The sequence below is a fragment of the Thermoactinomyces sp. CICC 10522 genome, from assembly GCF_016055075.1.
Lineage (GTDB): Bacteria > Bacillota > Bacilli > Thermoactinomycetales > Thermoactinomycetaceae > Thermoactinomyces_A > Thermoactinomyces_A daqus.
In genome coordinates, this window is the sequence record NZ_JAECVY010000028.1 from 1 (window position 1) to 15,684 (window position 15,684).

13 protein-coding genes and 1 pseudogene are annotated in these 15,684 nt (G+C 44.6%); 5 read left to right on the forward strand and 9 right to left on the reverse strand.

Annotation, left to right across the window (positions count from 1 at the left end):
• The first annotated feature begins 603 nt into the window (after positions 1–603).
• Positions 604–984: a hypothetical protein gene (locus I8U18_RS16760; protein WP_198056293.1), complete on the forward strand. Its 381-nt coding sequence runs from the start codon at positions 604–606 to the stop codon at positions 982–984.
• Positions 985–1,132: 148 nt separating this feature from the next.
• Here the strand turns inward: I8U18_RS16760 and I8U18_RS16765 are convergent, their stop codons facing one another.
• From I8U18_RS16765 to I8U18_RS16775, 3 genes are all read right to left on the reverse strand, one after another.
• The gene (locus I8U18_RS16765; protein WP_198065101.1) at positions 1,133–1,888 is read right to left on the reverse strand and encodes a metallophosphoesterase family protein; all 756 of its coding nucleotides are present in this window, start codon (positions 1,886–1,888) and stop codon (positions 1,133–1,135) included.
• Between the two features lie 154 nt (positions 1,889–2,042).
• On the reverse strand, positions 2,043–2,429 hold the full coding sequence (locus tag I8U18_RS16770; protein WP_198065102.1) for an Imm30 family immunity protein: 387 nt from the start codon (positions 2,427–2,429) through the stop codon (positions 2,043–2,045).
• 184 nt (positions 2,430–2,613) lie between these two features.
• Positions 2,614–3,870 carry an MFS transporter gene (locus I8U18_RS16775; RefSeq protein ID WP_198059663.1) on the reverse strand — a complete coding sequence of 419 codons (1,257 nt, stop codon included), beginning with the start codon at positions 3,868–3,870 and terminating at the stop codon, positions 2,614–2,616.
• Between the two features lie 456 nt (positions 3,871–4,326).
• On the opposite strand from I8U18_RS16775, the gene I8U18_RS16780 reads away from it, so the two are divergent.
• Positions 4,327–4,569 carry a hypothetical protein gene (locus I8U18_RS16780; protein ID WP_198059664.1) on the forward strand — a complete coding sequence of 81 codons (243 nt, stop codon included), beginning with the start codon at positions 4,327–4,329 and terminating at the stop codon, positions 4,567–4,569.
• Between the two features lie 475 nt (positions 4,570–5,044).
• Here I8U18_RS16780 and I8U18_RS16785 read toward each other — a convergent pair whose 3' ends face one another.
• The 3 genes from I8U18_RS16785 to I8U18_RS16795 all read right to left on the reverse strand — a co-directional run bounded on the left by I8U18_RS16785 (position 5,045) and on the right by I8U18_RS16795 (position 8,462).
• On the reverse strand, positions 5,045–5,680 hold the full coding sequence (locus I8U18_RS16785) for a hypothetical protein (RefSeq protein ID WP_198065103.1): 636 nt from the start codon (positions 5,678–5,680) through the stop codon (positions 5,045–5,047).
• An 847-nt stretch (positions 5,681–6,527) separates the two neighbouring features.
• On the reverse strand, positions 6,528–7,055 hold the full coding sequence (locus I8U18_RS16790; RefSeq protein WP_198056287.1) for an Imm6 family immunity protein: 528 nt from the start codon (positions 7,053–7,055) through the stop codon (positions 6,528–6,530).
• 30 nt (positions 7,056–7,085) lie between these two features.
• Positions 7,086–8,462, reverse strand: coding sequence for a sigma-54 interaction domain-containing protein (locus I8U18_RS16795; RefSeq protein ID WP_232336440.1), 1,377 nt, complete (start codon positions 8,460–8,462; stop codon positions 7,086–7,088).
• Between the two features lie 250 nt (positions 8,463–8,712).
• On the opposite strand from I8U18_RS16795, the gene ahlS reads away from it, so the two are divergent.
• The 3 genes from ahlS to I8U18_RS16810 are packed head-to-tail and all read left to right on the forward strand — an operon-like array spanning position 8,713 to position 12,205.
• The gene (gene ahlS, locus I8U18_RS16800; RefSeq protein ID WP_198056353.1) at positions 8,713–9,561 is read left to right on the forward strand and encodes an AhlS family quorum-quenching N-acyl homoserine lactonase; all 849 of its coding nucleotides are present in this window, start codon (positions 8,713–8,715) and stop codon (positions 9,559–9,561) included.
• A gap of 48 nt (positions 9,562–9,609) precedes the next feature.
• Positions 9,610–10,734, forward strand: coding sequence for a zinc-dependent alcohol dehydrogenase family protein (locus tag I8U18_RS16805; protein ID WP_198056285.1), 1,125 nt, complete (start codon positions 9,610–9,612; stop codon positions 10,732–10,734).
• A 37-nt stretch (positions 10,735–10,771) separates the two neighbouring features.
• Entirely contained in the window at positions 10,772–12,205 is a 1,434-nt protein-coding gene (locus I8U18_RS16810) for an NAD-dependent succinate-semialdehyde dehydrogenase (protein WP_198065107.1), read from the forward strand.
• Between the two features lie 779 nt (positions 12,206–12,984).
• On the opposite strand, the gene I8U18_RS16815 is transcribed toward I8U18_RS16810, so the two are convergent.
• The 3 genes and pseudogenes from I8U18_RS16815 to I8U18_RS16825 form a co-directional block, all read right to left on the reverse strand.
• Complete coding sequence (locus I8U18_RS16815; RefSeq protein ID WP_198065105.1) at positions 12,985–14,040, reverse strand: galactitol-1-phosphate 5-dehydrogenase; 1,056 nt, start codon at positions 14,038–14,040, stop codon at positions 12,985–12,987.
• Between the two features lie 124 nt (positions 14,041–14,164).
• Entirely contained in the window at positions 14,165–15,196 is a 1,032-nt protein-coding gene (locus tag I8U18_RS16820) for a zinc-binding dehydrogenase (protein ID WP_198065106.1), read from the reverse strand.
• Between the two features lie 129 nt (positions 15,197–15,325).
• A pseudogene (locus I8U18_RS16825) lies at positions 15,326–15,586 on the reverse strand (PTS transporter subunit IIC); the annotation flags it as partial.
• Positions 15,587–15,684: the final 98 nt, after the last annotated feature.

Here is a 15,684-nt window from a genome sequence, read left to right on the forward strand (position 1 = left end):
GCTAAACATCGAGGCGAAGGCTTGGGACGGAGAAATTTTACCTGTTGATTGGCCCAGTATGGCATCGTGGCTGGAGCCAAATATTAACATGTCAATAAGTTGGGGCAATGCGGCAATAAACAGAACGGCAAACACAAATAGCAGCAGTGTAAAAAGGCGTTTGCTCCACAATTTCTTTCTCTCCCTTCTAACTCTTTTGCATACTCCGAATAAAAATATCGCCCGGTCCGGACAACGGTAAAGTGTGTAAAAACGGAAGCAAAAATCATTGAGCCATCGGGTAAAGTTCCTTGGTTAGCATAATGACCGGCAACTATTTCCAATCAATAAGTTTTCACAATGGATCAATATCAGATTAACGCAGATTTGAATATTTTTCACCGAATATTTCAAAAAAATATAAATATGACTTCCTGACGAAAATCAATGAAAAACACACACTTGAACACCGCCTTTTTCTGGCCGGCGAATTTACACATGATGTTCCTATGCTTATTGCAATGAGTATACATGGATATACTAAACAAGATCGATGAGAACAGAAAAAAAGCCGGCTGCCAGGAAGAAAACTTCAGTGACAGGAAAATGATCAGGTGAAAGCTGATGTTTAAACCTTATAATGACCGGAAGGTTGAGATCGGTCAGAAAGTGGACGTCTACAAGAATTTGCGTAACGGTTTGTGGTCAATCCGCGATCACTCGACAGGCCTTATTTTAGGTCACGCGGATCAGCTGGTTCTGGAAAACACCGAATTCAAAATAAGCGAATCCGGAAAACGAAAAGCCATCCAAAACGGACGGCGTAATGTGCATGCCTATGTCGTGGGTACGCTGATTTCTTTTGACGTAAAAGATTATGTCTTGCCTGACCGATTAGTCGGCTACCACTTTATCTATACCAAGACATTCATCGATAAGAAAACAAATGAACCCATATACACGGCAAAACTAGTCTGCTTCACAAAAGAAGCAGTATTTGCATGATACATGTGTGTTTTGATCTTCTCGATTTGAATCCATGCGGGACTGCAAGACTTTTTTCCTTTCCATCGGAACCGGCCCAGATAAGAAGACGATCTGGCTTTTTGGAACCACGCTTAAGATAAACCATAGTACTTATTATGAGTACTTTTTATGGTTTGGTTTTTTCCAACAATATCATTGCTTCTTTCTCATTTGGGATTTGGAGCAAGTTGTGTTTAATAAAATGTTCAGCAGTCGGGAAGTTGCTTTTTCTTATATCTTCTGCTGCTCTTTCCAGATCAAATTGTGTATGCTTAAATTTAATTCCATTTGAATCAATAAGTAACCAATACGCACCTGGTCGCTTCGCAAAGGGCATCCCAACACTTCCCGAGTTAATGATACTCGTTTTCCCAAGTTCTATCCTGAATTGCATATGAGTATGTCCACAAACAACAATCGGGTGCTTAACATGAGCAAAGAGTGTTTCAAGCCGTTCTTTTGAAGACAGGGGAGTAAAAATATCTGCATCACTTTCCGGTGTTGCATGACAGAATAAGACATCACCAACGTCTTCCACATGAATCTCCATCGTGTTTTGCAAACCCGAAAGAAATTCAAGATGTTTCTCAGTTAATTCACCAGCAACCCACTGTTGGGTTTTACGACCCTGTTCTGATAAATGGGACAACTCGAGTCCCTTTGATGCTTCGACAACTTCTCTATCTCCATTCCCTTTAATAAATTCAACATTTATTCTTTTGCTTAAATTCAGCAGACAATCCAGAGTTTGATCAGGCATCGGTCCCGAAACGATGTCGCCCCCAATCACGATCAAATCTGGCTGTATCGTTTCAAGTTCATCAAGGACTGCTTTCAGCGCCGGAAAGTTACCGTGAATATCATAAAGCGCAGCAATTTTCATTTGATCCTCCTTGTCCATTCATGCTCATTTAGCTTGCTATATTCTTGCATACATTAGCGATAACTGTTTGACTGATAAACGCTGTCCTATTGGTGATCCGCTCCGAAAAAATCGGGGAATTGTTCGCCGCATTATTCAAGCAAACGGAGACCAATTAGCTTAATATAAAATCAATGTTCCCTTTAAACTTTGAATTAGACTCGCCTATTTCTTGCAACAATAACCGGATGATCACTTTTGTTTTTCTGTCTGCACGCTCGTAGTTTCGTTTAAAGTTCATTCGGGCAACAGGGGTATTGAGAATTCGTCGAATAAAAATCATGACCCATTCTTTAGATTTAGGAACCATTTTCTCTATACTTTTCACCAAAATTTGATTAACTGGGTCGACATGCTCCAGAAAGTGTAACAGTCTCCACATAACTTCATGTTCTTCTGTACTATCTTCAAGATACCAAATACAGATTTCTGATGGTTTCTTCCCCAAGTTCTTCATTTCCAATGAGATCGAGCGCTTCTTCAAAACACTCATATTCATCATCTGATACCCGCCCTGCTCAGGCCCGGCATACAGCCACGACGGTGCAACTGTATAGCGTGGATTCCGTTGATGTTCCCAAAGCGTTTGGATTGAACAAAACAATGTGCAAAACGCGGTTACACGTATCCCGTTTCTTCTCTTCCGCCACCGCTTAGTGCCCATTTACAATAATCTTAAGACATATTCATAAGCCGACCGTTTTTTTGCCAGCCGGATCCTGAAGAGGCCTTTTCCATTGACGGATAACGAACCATGTGCAGATCACGAGTGGAACACCGTGCATGATTGCTGCGACGCCAAACGGGGAAAACACATCAAGCAATGGCGAGCAAACCAGCATCCCGATCCCGAAACCAACGGTATGAAAAGATGAAGCCACGCCAAATATACGCCCCCGGATATGGTCCGGTTCATTCTGCAACCGCGAATTGAAGCAGATTGCCGACACACCGTCGGAAACCCCGGCAAAAAAACCGCAAATAACGATAAAAGACCAATGCACTCCTGCAAAAAGCAAGATGAAAAAGGCGGACATGAAGAAGGTGGATACACCAAAGGCAATTTCGCTGAAGCGCGCATGATCCATCCGGAACCATTTGACCGCACCACGTGCGCCTGCTAAATTCCCCACTGCCCAAGCGGCCCAGATGATCCCCGCATAAAAAGAAGGGGCATCGGGACGCAATTGCGCCGAAAAAACGGGCATTCCAACGTTGTGCGAGGCAGACCCGAACGTGTCGATGAATCGGATTATCATCAGGACCAGCAAAACAGGAAACATCTTAAGGTATTGGCGCAAAAAATTGATTTCCTCCAGGAAGCGGATGGGTTTTGCCCCACTTTCCTCTATGGCTATTTCCCTTGTTTGAATCGGGAGTATGTACAAAATAAAGGCTGAGAGAAAAAACGTTCCTGCATCGATCAAGAACAGGGTGTTGTATCCGAGGAAACCGAGAGCAAGCCCGGCCGTAAGTGTGCCTGTTACCATCCCTGCTGATTGGAGCGAATTGATCAGTGCATTAGCCTTTACAACCCAATCTTTCCCCACAATGGCCGGAATGCTGGATTGCAGAGCCACGTTAAACACCTGCCCGAACGCTCCCAGTACAAAAGACGTCACCGCCAAAAGCGGAACCTTCCAATAAGCCGGGGCCAGAACCAGCAGAACCAGAGCCGCTCCCCGGATCACATCCGCGAAGATCATGATCGTTTTCCGGTTCATTCGATCCGCCAGCATGCCGGAAAAAAAGCCAAAAAAGAAGCCTCCAAACAGACGAACTGCCATAAGTCCACCCATGGCCCATGCGCTGCCTGTCAATACGTATGCATACAGGTTATAGGCGATCATGTTGATGAAATTGCCAACGTCTGATATCCCTTTTCCGGTGGCTAATACCACCAAATTGAATTTCGGATTGCTTTTCCGTAACCCTTGACTCATCACCAATTACTCCTTTTGCCAAGACCGCTCCCTCTATTCGGAAGCAGTCTTGGAACATCAAAGTTTCTGATCCGATTCCATTTGGCAAAGACCGTTCAATGCTGTTCAATGCTGCGGATGGAGCAGGTCGTTGCAGAAGGGGCCTCTCGCTTCCTGCCAGAGGTGTATCTATTGATCCAGCGTTCACTGTACCCCTTGATTTTACCGGGTTATCGCTGACACATCGGGTTACAAAAAGACCAGAGTATCGCACCTTGGTCTTTTTAATATATCAAAAAAGTATGAATTGGATCCAAACAATTTATGATAACATCATCCGACGCTCGGACTACGATCATTAATTTGCCGGCCAGCCAATCTAAACAGTACCAAACCCTCAGGTTAATATGGCAAAATGCAATTGATTAAAACCAATATCCATTACGGGAGAAAACAAATTTAGAGGTTTGGTATTCGATGACCATGGATCGAACTGAAGTTTTAAAAATTGCATATCAATATAAAGACCAGTTTATTTCGGAACTAAAAAAGGTTTTTTCTTATCAATTCGATCCGTCTGCTGATACTTTGTTATTTGAAATTCATGGCGGAGAAGGACTGTTTGCGGTTAACCTGCTTGCTATGTCCGAAGGTGAAGAAATGCATGATGATCTCTTTCTGGATCTGTTGGATGGAGTGAACTTTGAAATAGATCTGTGACAGTTGCTGAATGATGCAGATGATGAAACTTATTTAGAGAAAAATATGGAGCTAAATCAATTGGCACATGATGTCATTTTTCGGTTCTTTGCAGAATGCTTTAATGCTGCTGAAGGGAACCAAATTCCTCTTTGCTCTTACCTTCGCCGTTCAGGAATGGATGATGTACTTGATCTTAAGAATAAATCCTGGATTAGTATAGACGATTTGTACGAATGATCTTGCACTTAAGTCCGGCTTCATCAATGAATCCAGGGAAACTGGTCTGTTAATCATTTTGGTGCACAGGACATATTTTGAGACAGTGACAGTCCAATAAGTCAGTAGTAACAATAACGCCGAATCGTTTCAATAAAACAGCGGTTTCGGCGTTATTGTTTTTATATCGAGAGAGCCAGCCCTCAAAAAAGTCAAGGCATATAAACGGATATAGCGCTCCATTCTCCGGCACTCCAGCTTTGTAATCCTGCAAGGCCTAGAATTTCCGGTGTATACTTCTCCCCTTTGCCAGCTGATCTTTGGCATTTGTATGTTTTTCTTCATCATGAATATAAACAGCCCATTCTTCGCTTTCCGTGTCCGGTTTTAAATCAATATAAATGGTACCGGTGTACTTTTCCCCTGTTGCCAATTTGAATGAAGGATAAAAAACTCCTTCCGTGCAATAGTATTGACGGGTGGCCCTCACAACCTTATTTTTAAGCTTTTCAATCGGGATCGTCGCAATGCAGACATCCCCGAAGTTCATATATTTAGGCACTTCTACGGAAACTTCCTCTTTAAAGATTCCGGTTGGAAAGGAGTTGCCGTCTTTGTTAAAAACCTGGCCTTTCATACTAAAGTCTACAATGTAGACAGGGACGGTTTTTTTGTTAACCAACAGAACACGGACCGTCTGGAACCCCTGAAATTCAGTATGCAGCTCCAACTCCGGTTTCATCGCTTCCCTCGCTTCCTGGATCTGTCTCTCCGCTTGGCGCCGTACTTCTTCATTGTGTTTCCGTGAATCCCTGACCTGAATCAGTGCAATTATCGCAGTCAACAGTGTCGCCAACGTCCCCAATAACTGTCCGATGGCTGCCCACATATCCCAATTGGTCCAGTCAATCATGTTTTCTCCACTCCCTCTCAAACAAGTGCCGGGCAGAACATCCGGCAGCCTTGTTCATCCTCATCCATCAACCATTTCCGGGTCAAGCTGGTCTGTTCGAAGATTGCGTTCTCCTGCCTGGAGGAACATTTTATGAATCTGATAGGGTTTCCTGTTCACATCAACGCGACCTTTTATTTTTGACTATTATGTATATTTCAAGGGCTTGCATTCTAAATCCGGCATCATAATCGGTTTCCGTTTTGACATCGATCAATCCTCCCTTGTTTCTTTTGATACAGCCCCATTATAGTAGAATTCCAAAAGGAGTTACGACAAGATTTGTATAGATTTTTTAAATAGATTACCTTTGAAGTCAAAACACCTCTCATCTTTTGGATCTGGACGAAGCAAATGAAGTGGTATACACAGCCATATCCCACTTAGTACCCGGATTTGCCTGTTGAGATTGTATCGGCTGTCGGGAATGGAGGTGATATACAATTCATCTTATACTCTTCAATCACTCAGTCGGAGGGCAGGATAACGCTGTTCTGTTTTCCTTGATTTAGCGGCAGTGATTTTGACATAGTCGGAAGCGGTCAGCTCCTCCGGCTTAACCCCCTCCTTTTGAATCCATGCATTTTGAAAGTCGATCGCGACGTGAGCCGGGGTTTCTTCTTGATGTCCCTGGCGAACAACTGGATAGCCAAAAAAAGTTGGATTCCAGCACCACGATCACCAATGATGCCGGAATCCAACCTTCGGTTTTATCCATTCTATGTTCAGCCAACCACCTTTTCGCTTTGTAATAAGGCGTGGTGTCAATAGCTTAGATTAAATCACCGAATGGGAAGTATAAGAAAATTCAAATCAAATCAATCATTTCTTCTCTCTTTATCTTCTTCTCACTGCCTGCCGGATAGTTTTCGAGCAAATACTGTTTTAAACGCTCCGCCCATTTCTCTTGAAATCTTTCTATTTTTTTCATTTTTCCCATAAACTCTTCATCAATGTATTCATCAGTCACAATTTCAACGGGTTGCGGGTAATAATCCTGTTCACTTTCATAAGCCTGTCGGGCGGTATAAAGCACGGCATCCACTGCACAAGACCAAACATACTCAGCTTGAGGACCATATGCATTATCCCCTATAAATGATAAACCTTCAATATAAATCAAACCATCTTCATCCTCATTATCTACTGTTTCATAAAGTTCATCCCCACTGTGCTTCTTCTCCTCAACCCATTCCCAGCACATATTAATTGCTTCTCTTACCATAGGATACCATTCATAAATTTCTATTGTACTCATGACCTTTTCCATCAATGTTAACGCATAAGCTGCCCTAGCATCTCCATTTACGTTTTTAACCCATTCCATTCCGTGCATTGCAGCCCTCCGCTTTATCAAATATATATTTTAGATCGCACCGCTTCGGTTCCATCTTTGCAGTTTTTTGATCAATGTTGAATGATCAATCCCAAGAACTTTCGCGGCTTGCCGAAGGGACGGTTGCGACTGAATCGTCGCTAACACCAACTGTTGTTCATATCTTTCTACTCTCTCCTTTAAGGTGAGCGGATTATTGGCCAGCTGTGTATTTTGAATATGAGCAGGAAGATGGTGAAGCTCGATTACAAGGGACGGGACTGAGACAATCAGATTCTCCATCAGATTTTTAATTTCTCTAACATTTCCTGGCCAATGATAGCGGCACAACTGCTCCTTGGCATCGCGACTCAGACGTTTTTGAACGCGGTATTTTCTTGAGTAACTCATAAAGTAATAATCAATAAGAGCAGGCACATCTTCAGGCCGCTCCGACAAAGGCGGGATACTAATCTCCACAACCTGCAGACGGTAAAATAAATCCTGACGAAAGCGCCCCTCTTTCACCAGACTGCGCAGATCCTGGTTCGTTGCGGAAATAACACGGACGTTCACAGGTCGGGCTTGGACGCCACCGATCCGATAAACCTGGGGATCTTGCAGCACCCGCAACAGTTTCGTCTGCAAAGCAAGCGGCATTTCGCCAATTTCATCAAGTAAGATCGTTCCGCCATCCGCCAACTCAAATAATCCCTTTTTCCCTCCCTTACGGGCTCCTGTAAAAGCCCCGGGTTCATATCCAAACAGTTCCGACTCCAGCAGCGTCTCCGGAATCGCAGCACAATTCACTTTGATAAACGGTTTATTCCTGCGATCACTCAAATGGTGTATGAGATTTGCGACCACTTCTTTGCCAACGCCGGATGGGCCAAGCAACAGTACGTTCGTTGGATACGGAGCCACCTGCTTCACTTTTCCGACAATCTCTTTCATACATTTGCTTTCAGAAACAAAAGTGTTGTCTCCATCCATCGTCAGGTGATACTGATGTCGGTTCAGTTCGGAAAGTCCGACCACTTTCTCCAATTCTTCCGTGATCCGATTCAAACGCGTAATATCACGAACGCTCGTGACAACCAGCTGGATTTCTCCAGATTCAGCGAACACAGGATTCCCGGTAATAATTACTTCCTTACCGTTCCTCAAGTTTTGCATCAGCGACATAGCTCGCTTATGTTCGATCACAAGAAGCGTTACCGAATTATTGATGTAGCCTTTTTTAATCAAATCAGTCATGTGTCGGCCAATAAGTTCTTCCCGCCGAGCCCCCGCCAGCTTCTCATATGCAGAATTCACAAGGAGTGTAACTCCGGAACCATCGGTAACATATACGCCATCCGGAATCCACTCGATAATTTCTGCGATTTTTTCCAACTGTTCCGGGTCAAAGCATTCTGCTTTTGGCAAGATACCCACCCCACGCGAAAATAAAATCGGTTCTTCAGTGGTGAAATTCATCATCGACCGGTGAATTTTGTCACCATTTTATTATAGCAACGATAATCGTAAATAGTCAAAAAAATCAATCTATAATCGGTGAAAAAATTCACCTATCATATCCGGTTTATACGATTTTGTCGGCATATACTGCGTGTTTTTATGTTGGCATGATTTTTGCTTGAATTATAAGCGAAATTCGATAAAGGGGGAGATGAGCATCGCAAACATCGTAAAAGCACGCCCGAAACTGTACGTTTTGGACAACGGACGCATGAGGATGGACAAAAACTGGATGATCGCTATGCACAATCCAGCTACTGTTGATAATCCGAACGCAGCAACGGAGATGATCGAGTTCCCGATTTATTCCGTCTTGATTGATCATCCGGAAGGAAAAATCCTTTTTGATACCTCATGCAACCCCAATTCCATGGGACCTCAAGGTCGCTGGTCAGAAGCCACCCAATCGATGTTTCCCTGGATCGCAAGCGAGGAGTGTTATCTGCATAATCGCTTGGAACAGCTAAAAGTGCGACCGGAAGACATCAAATTCGTAATTGCTTCTCATCTCCATCTCGATCACGCTGGCTGCCTCGAAATGTTTACCAATGCAACCGTGATCGTGCATGAAGACGAATTCAATGGAACCTTGCAAGTTTACGCTCGCAACCGTTCTGAGGGAGCATACGTTTGGGCCGACATTGACGCCTGGATCAAGAACAACCTGCAGTGGCGCACCATTAAACGCGACGAAGATAACGTCCCGTTGGCCGAAGGAATACGAATCCTCAACTTTGGCAGCGGACACGCATGGGGGATGCTCGGTCTGCACGTGCAACTCCCGGAAAAGGGCAATATTATCCTGGCTTCCGACGCGATTTACTGCTCCGAAAACTTCGGACCTCCGGTCAAACCACCGGGGATTATCTACGATTCACTCGGATATGTAAAAACGGTGGAACGCATCCGCCGCATTGCTCAAGAAACCCAGTCGGAAATTTGGTTTGGTCATGATTCAGAACAATTCAAGTCGTTCCGGAAGTCCACGGAAGGATATTACGAATAAGATCCAAGACTCTCAACACTATGTTTTCGTATAAGGAGGAATTGTCAGATGAAAATACGCGCCGCCGTTCTGTATGAGATGAACCTGCCAGCTCCTTACAAAGACAGCCAGCCACTTCGCATAGAAACTCTTGACCTTGACCCGCCCCAAATGGGCGAAGTGCTTATTCGCATACGCGCCGCTGGTTTGTGCCACTCGGACCTGTCTGTCATTAACGGCAACCGGCCCCGTCCAACCCCGATGGTTCTTGGTCACGAGGCGGCAGGTGAAGTCGTTGAAGTCGGTCCTGGTGTAACCGATCTCCAGCCTGGCGATCATGTTGTCTGCGCTTATGTGCCCAGTTGCGGACACTGCCTGCCCTGCCAAGAAGGGCGGCCGGGACTATGTGAACCGGGCGCCAACGCCAACAGCGTGGGAACTCTCCTGTCCGGGGAGAGAAGGTTGCACAAAGACGGGAAGGACATTCATCACCATCTGGGCATATCGGGGTTTGCGGAGTATGCGGTCGTATCAAGGAACTCCTTGATTAAGGTCGATCCGGAAATACCGTTTGATGAAGTCGCACTCTTCGGGTGTGCTGTTATGACCGGAGTCGGAGCTGTGGTGAATTCCGCCCGCGTCCCAGTGGGAAGCAGTGTGGCTGTTGTCGGCTTGGGCGGAGTCGGACTTTGCGCTATACTGGGTGCCCGTGCAGCCGGAGCAAGGAGCATTATAGCTGTGGATATAAATCCCGCAAAGCTCAAGACTGCACTTGAACTGGGGGCCACCGCAGCATTTGACGCACGCGATCCGGAAGTGACGCAACAAATTCGCGCGGCAACCGATGGCGGTGTGGAATTCGCATTTGAAACCGCCGGTGCAGTTCCCGCTATGCAGACTGCATTCGCCATCACACGCCGCGGTGGTACAACCGTCACAGCGGGACTCCCCCATCCGAAACACCAGCTCTCTTTCTCGCAAGTCCTGCTCGCCGCTGAAGAACGAACCATTAAGGGATCTTACATTGGGAGCTGCATTCCAGCACGTGACATTCCTCGTTTTATCGAGCTGTACAAGCAAGGGCGCTTGCCGGTCAACCGGTTGCTGACTGACCGCTTACGTCTTGAGGACATCAATGAAGGATTTGACCGCCTGGATCGCGGTGAAGTTTCACGGCTTGTTGTCACGATGTGAGTATGCAAAGTTGAAGGAGAGACTGTAAATGGCAGAATTGGGTCGATACTCTCTTTTTATCGGCGGAAATTGGACGGATGGACACTCAGGTGAAACGTTTGACATCATTAATCCGGCAACCGAAGAAGTGATTGCCACGGTTCCAAACGCCTCTCCCGCAGACATGCAGACTGCGATTGAGGCAGCTGTTGCAGTTCAGCCAGAATGGGCCGACACTCTGGCCTCGGAGCGCGCACATATCTTGCAAAAAGCAGCAACACTCATGCGTCAGCGCGCCGAATCCCTGGCCCGTATCATGACGATGGAAGAAGGCAAACCACTCTCTGAGGCACGTGGAGAAATTGCCTATGCAGTTTCTTTTCTAGAATGGTTTGCGGAAGAGGGGAAACGGATCTATGGCGACACCATTCCCTCTAGTTCGCGCCACAAGCGGATTATTGTTCTTAAACGACCGGTGGGCGTCACAGCGGCCATCACTCCTTGGAACTTTCCAGCCGCCATGATCACCCGCAAGTTGGGCCCGGCACTGGCTGCCGGTTGTACAATGGTTGTCAAGCCATCGGAACTCACACCTTTATCGGCTCTTGAAATCGCCCGTGTGTTCGAAGATGCCGGACTTCCAAAGGGCGTTTTGTCGGTGGTGGCAGGAACAGACGCGCCGTCGCTCGCCAAAGTTATTATGGATGACTCCCGCGTCCGCAAGGTTTCCTTTACGGGATCTACAGAGGTCGGCAAGATCCTGATGCGTCAAGCCGCCGATACCGTGAAGAGGATCTCGCTTGAACTCGGGGGACATGCCCCGTTTATCGTCTTTGAAGATGCCGATTTGGACGCCGCCGTCGACAACGCAGCGATTTGCAAAATGCGCGGTATGGGCGAAACATGCGTCTCCGCCAACCGCTTCTACGTCCACCGCTCGATTTTGGAAGCCTTTACCAAAAAGTTGGCTGCACGCTTGTCGAGCATGCAAGTGGGGAATGGATTAGACGAAGGAGTCCTTGTCGGTCCGCTCATCGAGCCGGCTGCGGTGGAAAAAGTGGAACACCATGTACGTGACGCCATATCCAAGGGAGCAAAGCTCGTCACCGGTGGCAGTCGCCACGGAGACCGCGGTTATTTCTTTGAACCCACCGTGCTTACCGATGTTAACCACTCTATGGTCATCACGCAGGAAGAAACATTTGGCCCTGTTGCCGCCGTTCTTCCTTTTGACACCGAAGAGGAGGTCATTCGGGCTGCCAACAACACGCCATATGGCTTGGCGGCCTACTACTTCACCAGGGATATCGGCCGGGTGATACGGCTTGCGGAACAACTCGAATACGGGATTCTCGGAGCCAACGACGGCCTGCCGTCAACCGCGCAAGCCCCGTTTGGAGGAATCAAGGCTTCCGGGATCGGACGGGAAGGCAGTAAATACGGAATTGAAGAATACTTGGACATTAAGTATCTGTCGCTCGGGATTTCATGAAATTGCCAAAGATACTTTCCGGTAAAAACCTGATGAGCGCTTCTCATCTTTCTTTTAACCGTACCTTTCCGGCGGCTTTACCATTCCAGTTGTGATCAAATAAACATCCCGACCGGCGACCGCAGCTTGTCGTTTGCCCTCACCGCTATTGGCCCGCTTCAGCCAGCGCTTGACTCAAACGTGGAAAAGTAACCGCTCCTCGTAAGATAATACCCATTGTAGTTCAAAGTTGGAAACAGGGAAAAGGGGCTCGCATTCTCCTTTTCCCAAATGATCCATATAACTAACCTCTGCCTCCTTTACAAATATGAGAGTAGGGACTTCAATCGCACGAAGTCCCTACCATTAAAATTAATCCTCTTCATTGACTCCAAACCATTGAAGGTCAAGGGATTTATTTTACTTACCTTAGACTCTATTGCATCATCAAAACAAGTATCCATATCAAATCCTTGCGGATACTTTCTTCGATGTACACATCTATTCTTCCACAAACACTTTTTGAATTTGATTTTTGTTTTCTTTTTTGCCGCGTATACAGACAGAAGCTGCTCCAATTGATTATCGAGGCCATAATTTCATAGATGGCTCAAGTATGTTCAAACTGGCAGTAGTTCATTAGTTTGCTCACTTCATTTACCTCTAGTTAGATTTTTTCTAAATTACGGTCATGTCTGTTTCCTTTCCAGGATTACCCCCCTGATTAAATATTCAATTTTATAAAAATATTTAATTTATTTTTCGTCTGCTACTGTTTCGTTATTTAATTGACTTGTTTCTCATTTTTCTTCTGGATGGAAAATAATTTTCACCGAATCTATTTCTCGATTGATTATTTTTCGGAATACTTCCGGTCCTTCTCGTAAAGATAAACGATGAGAGATCATATTAGTAACTTTGATTTGTCCTGTACTCATATAACGTACGGTTGATGCCCACTCTTTACCAGGGAAAGGAGCTGAAATGGCATTCCATGATCCATAGACTTTTAATTCATTTCGAACAATTTTTTCAAAAAAGAATCGTTCAATATGAATATTCGCATATGGAATCCCCATGAATACAACTTCTCCCCCTTTTCGAGGCAATGCAAATACCTGTGCCGAAGTAATGGGAGAGCCTGCTGATTCAACAGCTAAATCAACACCACGACCATTAGTATAGTCCATAATTTGTTCATATGCTGGTTTTTCTAATGAATTGATCATTACATCTGCACCAAGTTCTTTAGCGATTTGTAGTTTCTTATTGTCAATATCAATGGCATAGACTTTTTTTGCCCCAAAAATTTTAGCCCATTGTACAGCTAACAATCCAATACTTCCAACACCCATAATGGCTACTTCTACTCCTGGTTGAATGCTAGCATGATAGAATCCATGAGCTACTACAGCAGATGGTTCTACTAATGCAGCAGTATCATACTCTACATTGTCTGGTAGTGGTATAATATGACTTTCAGGCAATTTTGTATATTCGGCATAAGCACCGGGACGATAAGCTCCTATTACATGAAGCTTTTCGCATTGAGCAGGTTCTCCTCTGCGGCAGCCTTCGCATTCTCCACATACAAAGGTAGGACAACCAGCAACTCGATCTCCAACTTTAATTCTTTTTACATCTGAACCCACTTCTGTTACTTCTCCAGCGAATTCATGACCAAATGTCATGCCCGTTACATAAGGTCCAAGTTTTTTATATCTTGATATATCCGAACCGCAAATCCCTACAGACTTTACTTTAATAATCACGTCGTCAGCGTTTTCAATGACTGGCATGGGTACATTATTATCAAAACGCAGATCTTGCTTTCCATATAACTTTAATGCCCTCACTATCAGCACCTATCCTTTTTTATCAACGATTTTCAGTAAGCATTTGATACTTGACTATTAAAAATCACTACTGCACCACTTGCACCAAATTGGTTCACACCTGCTTTACTGATTAAATCTGTTTTTAGTCCTCTACTGGTGTCAACAATACTTTAATCGCTTCACCACTTTTAATTGCATGATAGGCTTCGTCCCATTGAGTAATATTAAATTCATGTGTTACTAGTGCTTTCGCATTTACTTTCCCCTCGTTCATTAAAGCAAGAGATGGTTCCCAGTCAGCAGGTTTTTGACTTCTGCTTCCCACAACTCGGATTTCTTTTTGAATGATTTTTTCAAGATCAAATTGAATATCGGGTTGGGTGAAAAGTCCAACCTGCACATACTGTCCTTGTTTTTGCAATAGATCAAGCCCTTGTTTAGCAGCTGGAACTGCACCAGAACATTCTATTACTACATTACAACCGTAACCATCGGTTAATTTATTAATAAGATCTTTTATATCTTCTTGTGTATTCATAACATAATCAATTCCCAGTTCTCTTGCTTTATCTAAACGAACTTTATCATTTGTAAGTCCGGTAATAATTACTTTACCACCACGTGCTTTAGCAACTTGGGCAGCTAGTAGCCCTATAGGTCCTGGGCCAATGACTACGACAATATCACCTTCATTTATTTCGGTCTTATCTATCGCATGGTGTGTACATGCTAATGGTTCCGTCAAAGCCGCTGATCGAAAATCTACATTTGCCGGAAGGTGATGAACACTTTCTTTACGGGCAATTAAATATTTCGCAAAAGCTCCATCTTGGTGTGTACCTAACCCTCTACGAAGACTACAAAGGTTGTAGTCTTTGGACTTACAATATCGACAATTCCCACAAATATAAAAAGTTGTTTCGGAAGTTACACGGTCACCCACTTTAAAATCAGTTACACCTTCGCCAACCTCTGCTACGACACCAGAAAACTCGTGGCCTAATGTTACAGGGACACCTACCTTGTAATGACCTTCATACGCATGAATATCCGAACCACAAATACCTGCATATTTTACTTCAATTTTGATTTGATCTTTTCCAGGCGATGGTTCAGATTTATCTTGAACTACAAAATGCCCAAAGCCAAATTCCGTTTTTACCAATGATTTCATAACAAATGCCCCCAATATACTAATGAGAATCAGACTGATGTCTCATAAGCAAAGGTGTCAGGAAAACTTGACTATACCTAGCAACCCATAAAAATAACTAAACCTTTCCCCATTGACACCATACCAGGTTCATTTGAATACAGAAAAAATTTTCCAGATAATCCAATTGATTAAGTTACCACCTTGGTCAATACTTGATACCATCGCTGATCCTTCAGGCAAATTAATTTTGGCTACCTTCGCCATTTCTGTAAATACTGGTGCAATATCTGTTGCCATGTAAAGAGAAAGCGCTATCATAACCGTTCCGACGATCAAAGAGTGTACAATGTTTCCTCTTGCTGCACCAACGACAAAGGCAATAACAAAAGGAATAGTAGCTAAATCACCTGTCAACGCCGGAATTAAATTAACCCACTTCAGCCGGTTTAAAATTGACCCATCCCGGCGTTTTGTCACTCAGACTCTGAAGAGCCTCCATAAGCTCC

What these genes read in the sequence shown, in the direction of transcription:
- I8U18_RS16760 (WP_198056293.1), top strand. Translation starts at nt 604, where the DNA reads ATGTTTAAACCTTATAATGACCGGAAGGTTGAGATCGGTCAGAAAGTG.
- I8U18_RS16765 (WP_198065101.1), bottom strand. Translation starts at nt 1,888, where the DNA reads ATGAAAATTGCTGCGCTTTATGATATTCACGGTAACTTTCCGGCGCTG.
- I8U18_RS16770 (WP_198065102.1), bottom strand. Translation starts at nt 2,429, where the DNA reads ATGATGAATATGAGTGTTTTGAAGAAGCGCTCGATCTCATTGGAAATG.
- I8U18_RS16775 (WP_198059663.1), bottom strand. Translation starts at nt 3,870, where the DNA reads ATGAGTCAAGGGTTACGGAAAAGCAATCCGAAATTCAATTTGGTGGTA.
- I8U18_RS16780 (WP_198059664.1), top strand. Translation starts at nt 4,327, where the DNA reads ATGACCATGGATCGAACTGAAGTTTTAAAAATTGCATATCAATATAAA.
- I8U18_RS16785 (WP_198065103.1), bottom strand. Translation starts at nt 5,680, where the DNA reads ATGATTGACTGGACCAATTGGGATATGTGGGCAGCCATCGGACAGTTA.
- I8U18_RS16790 (WP_198056287.1), bottom strand. Translation starts at nt 7,055, where the DNA reads ATGCACGGAATGGAATGGGTTAAAAACGTAAATGGAGATGCTAGGGCA.
- I8U18_RS16805 (WP_198056285.1), top strand. Translation starts at nt 9,610, where the DNA reads ATGAAAATACGCGCCGCCGTTCTGTATGAGATGAACCTGCCAGCTCCT.
- I8U18_RS16820 (WP_198065106.1), bottom strand. Translation starts at nt 15,196, where the DNA reads ATGAAATCATTGGTAAAAACGGAATTTGGCTTTGGGCATTTTGTAGTT.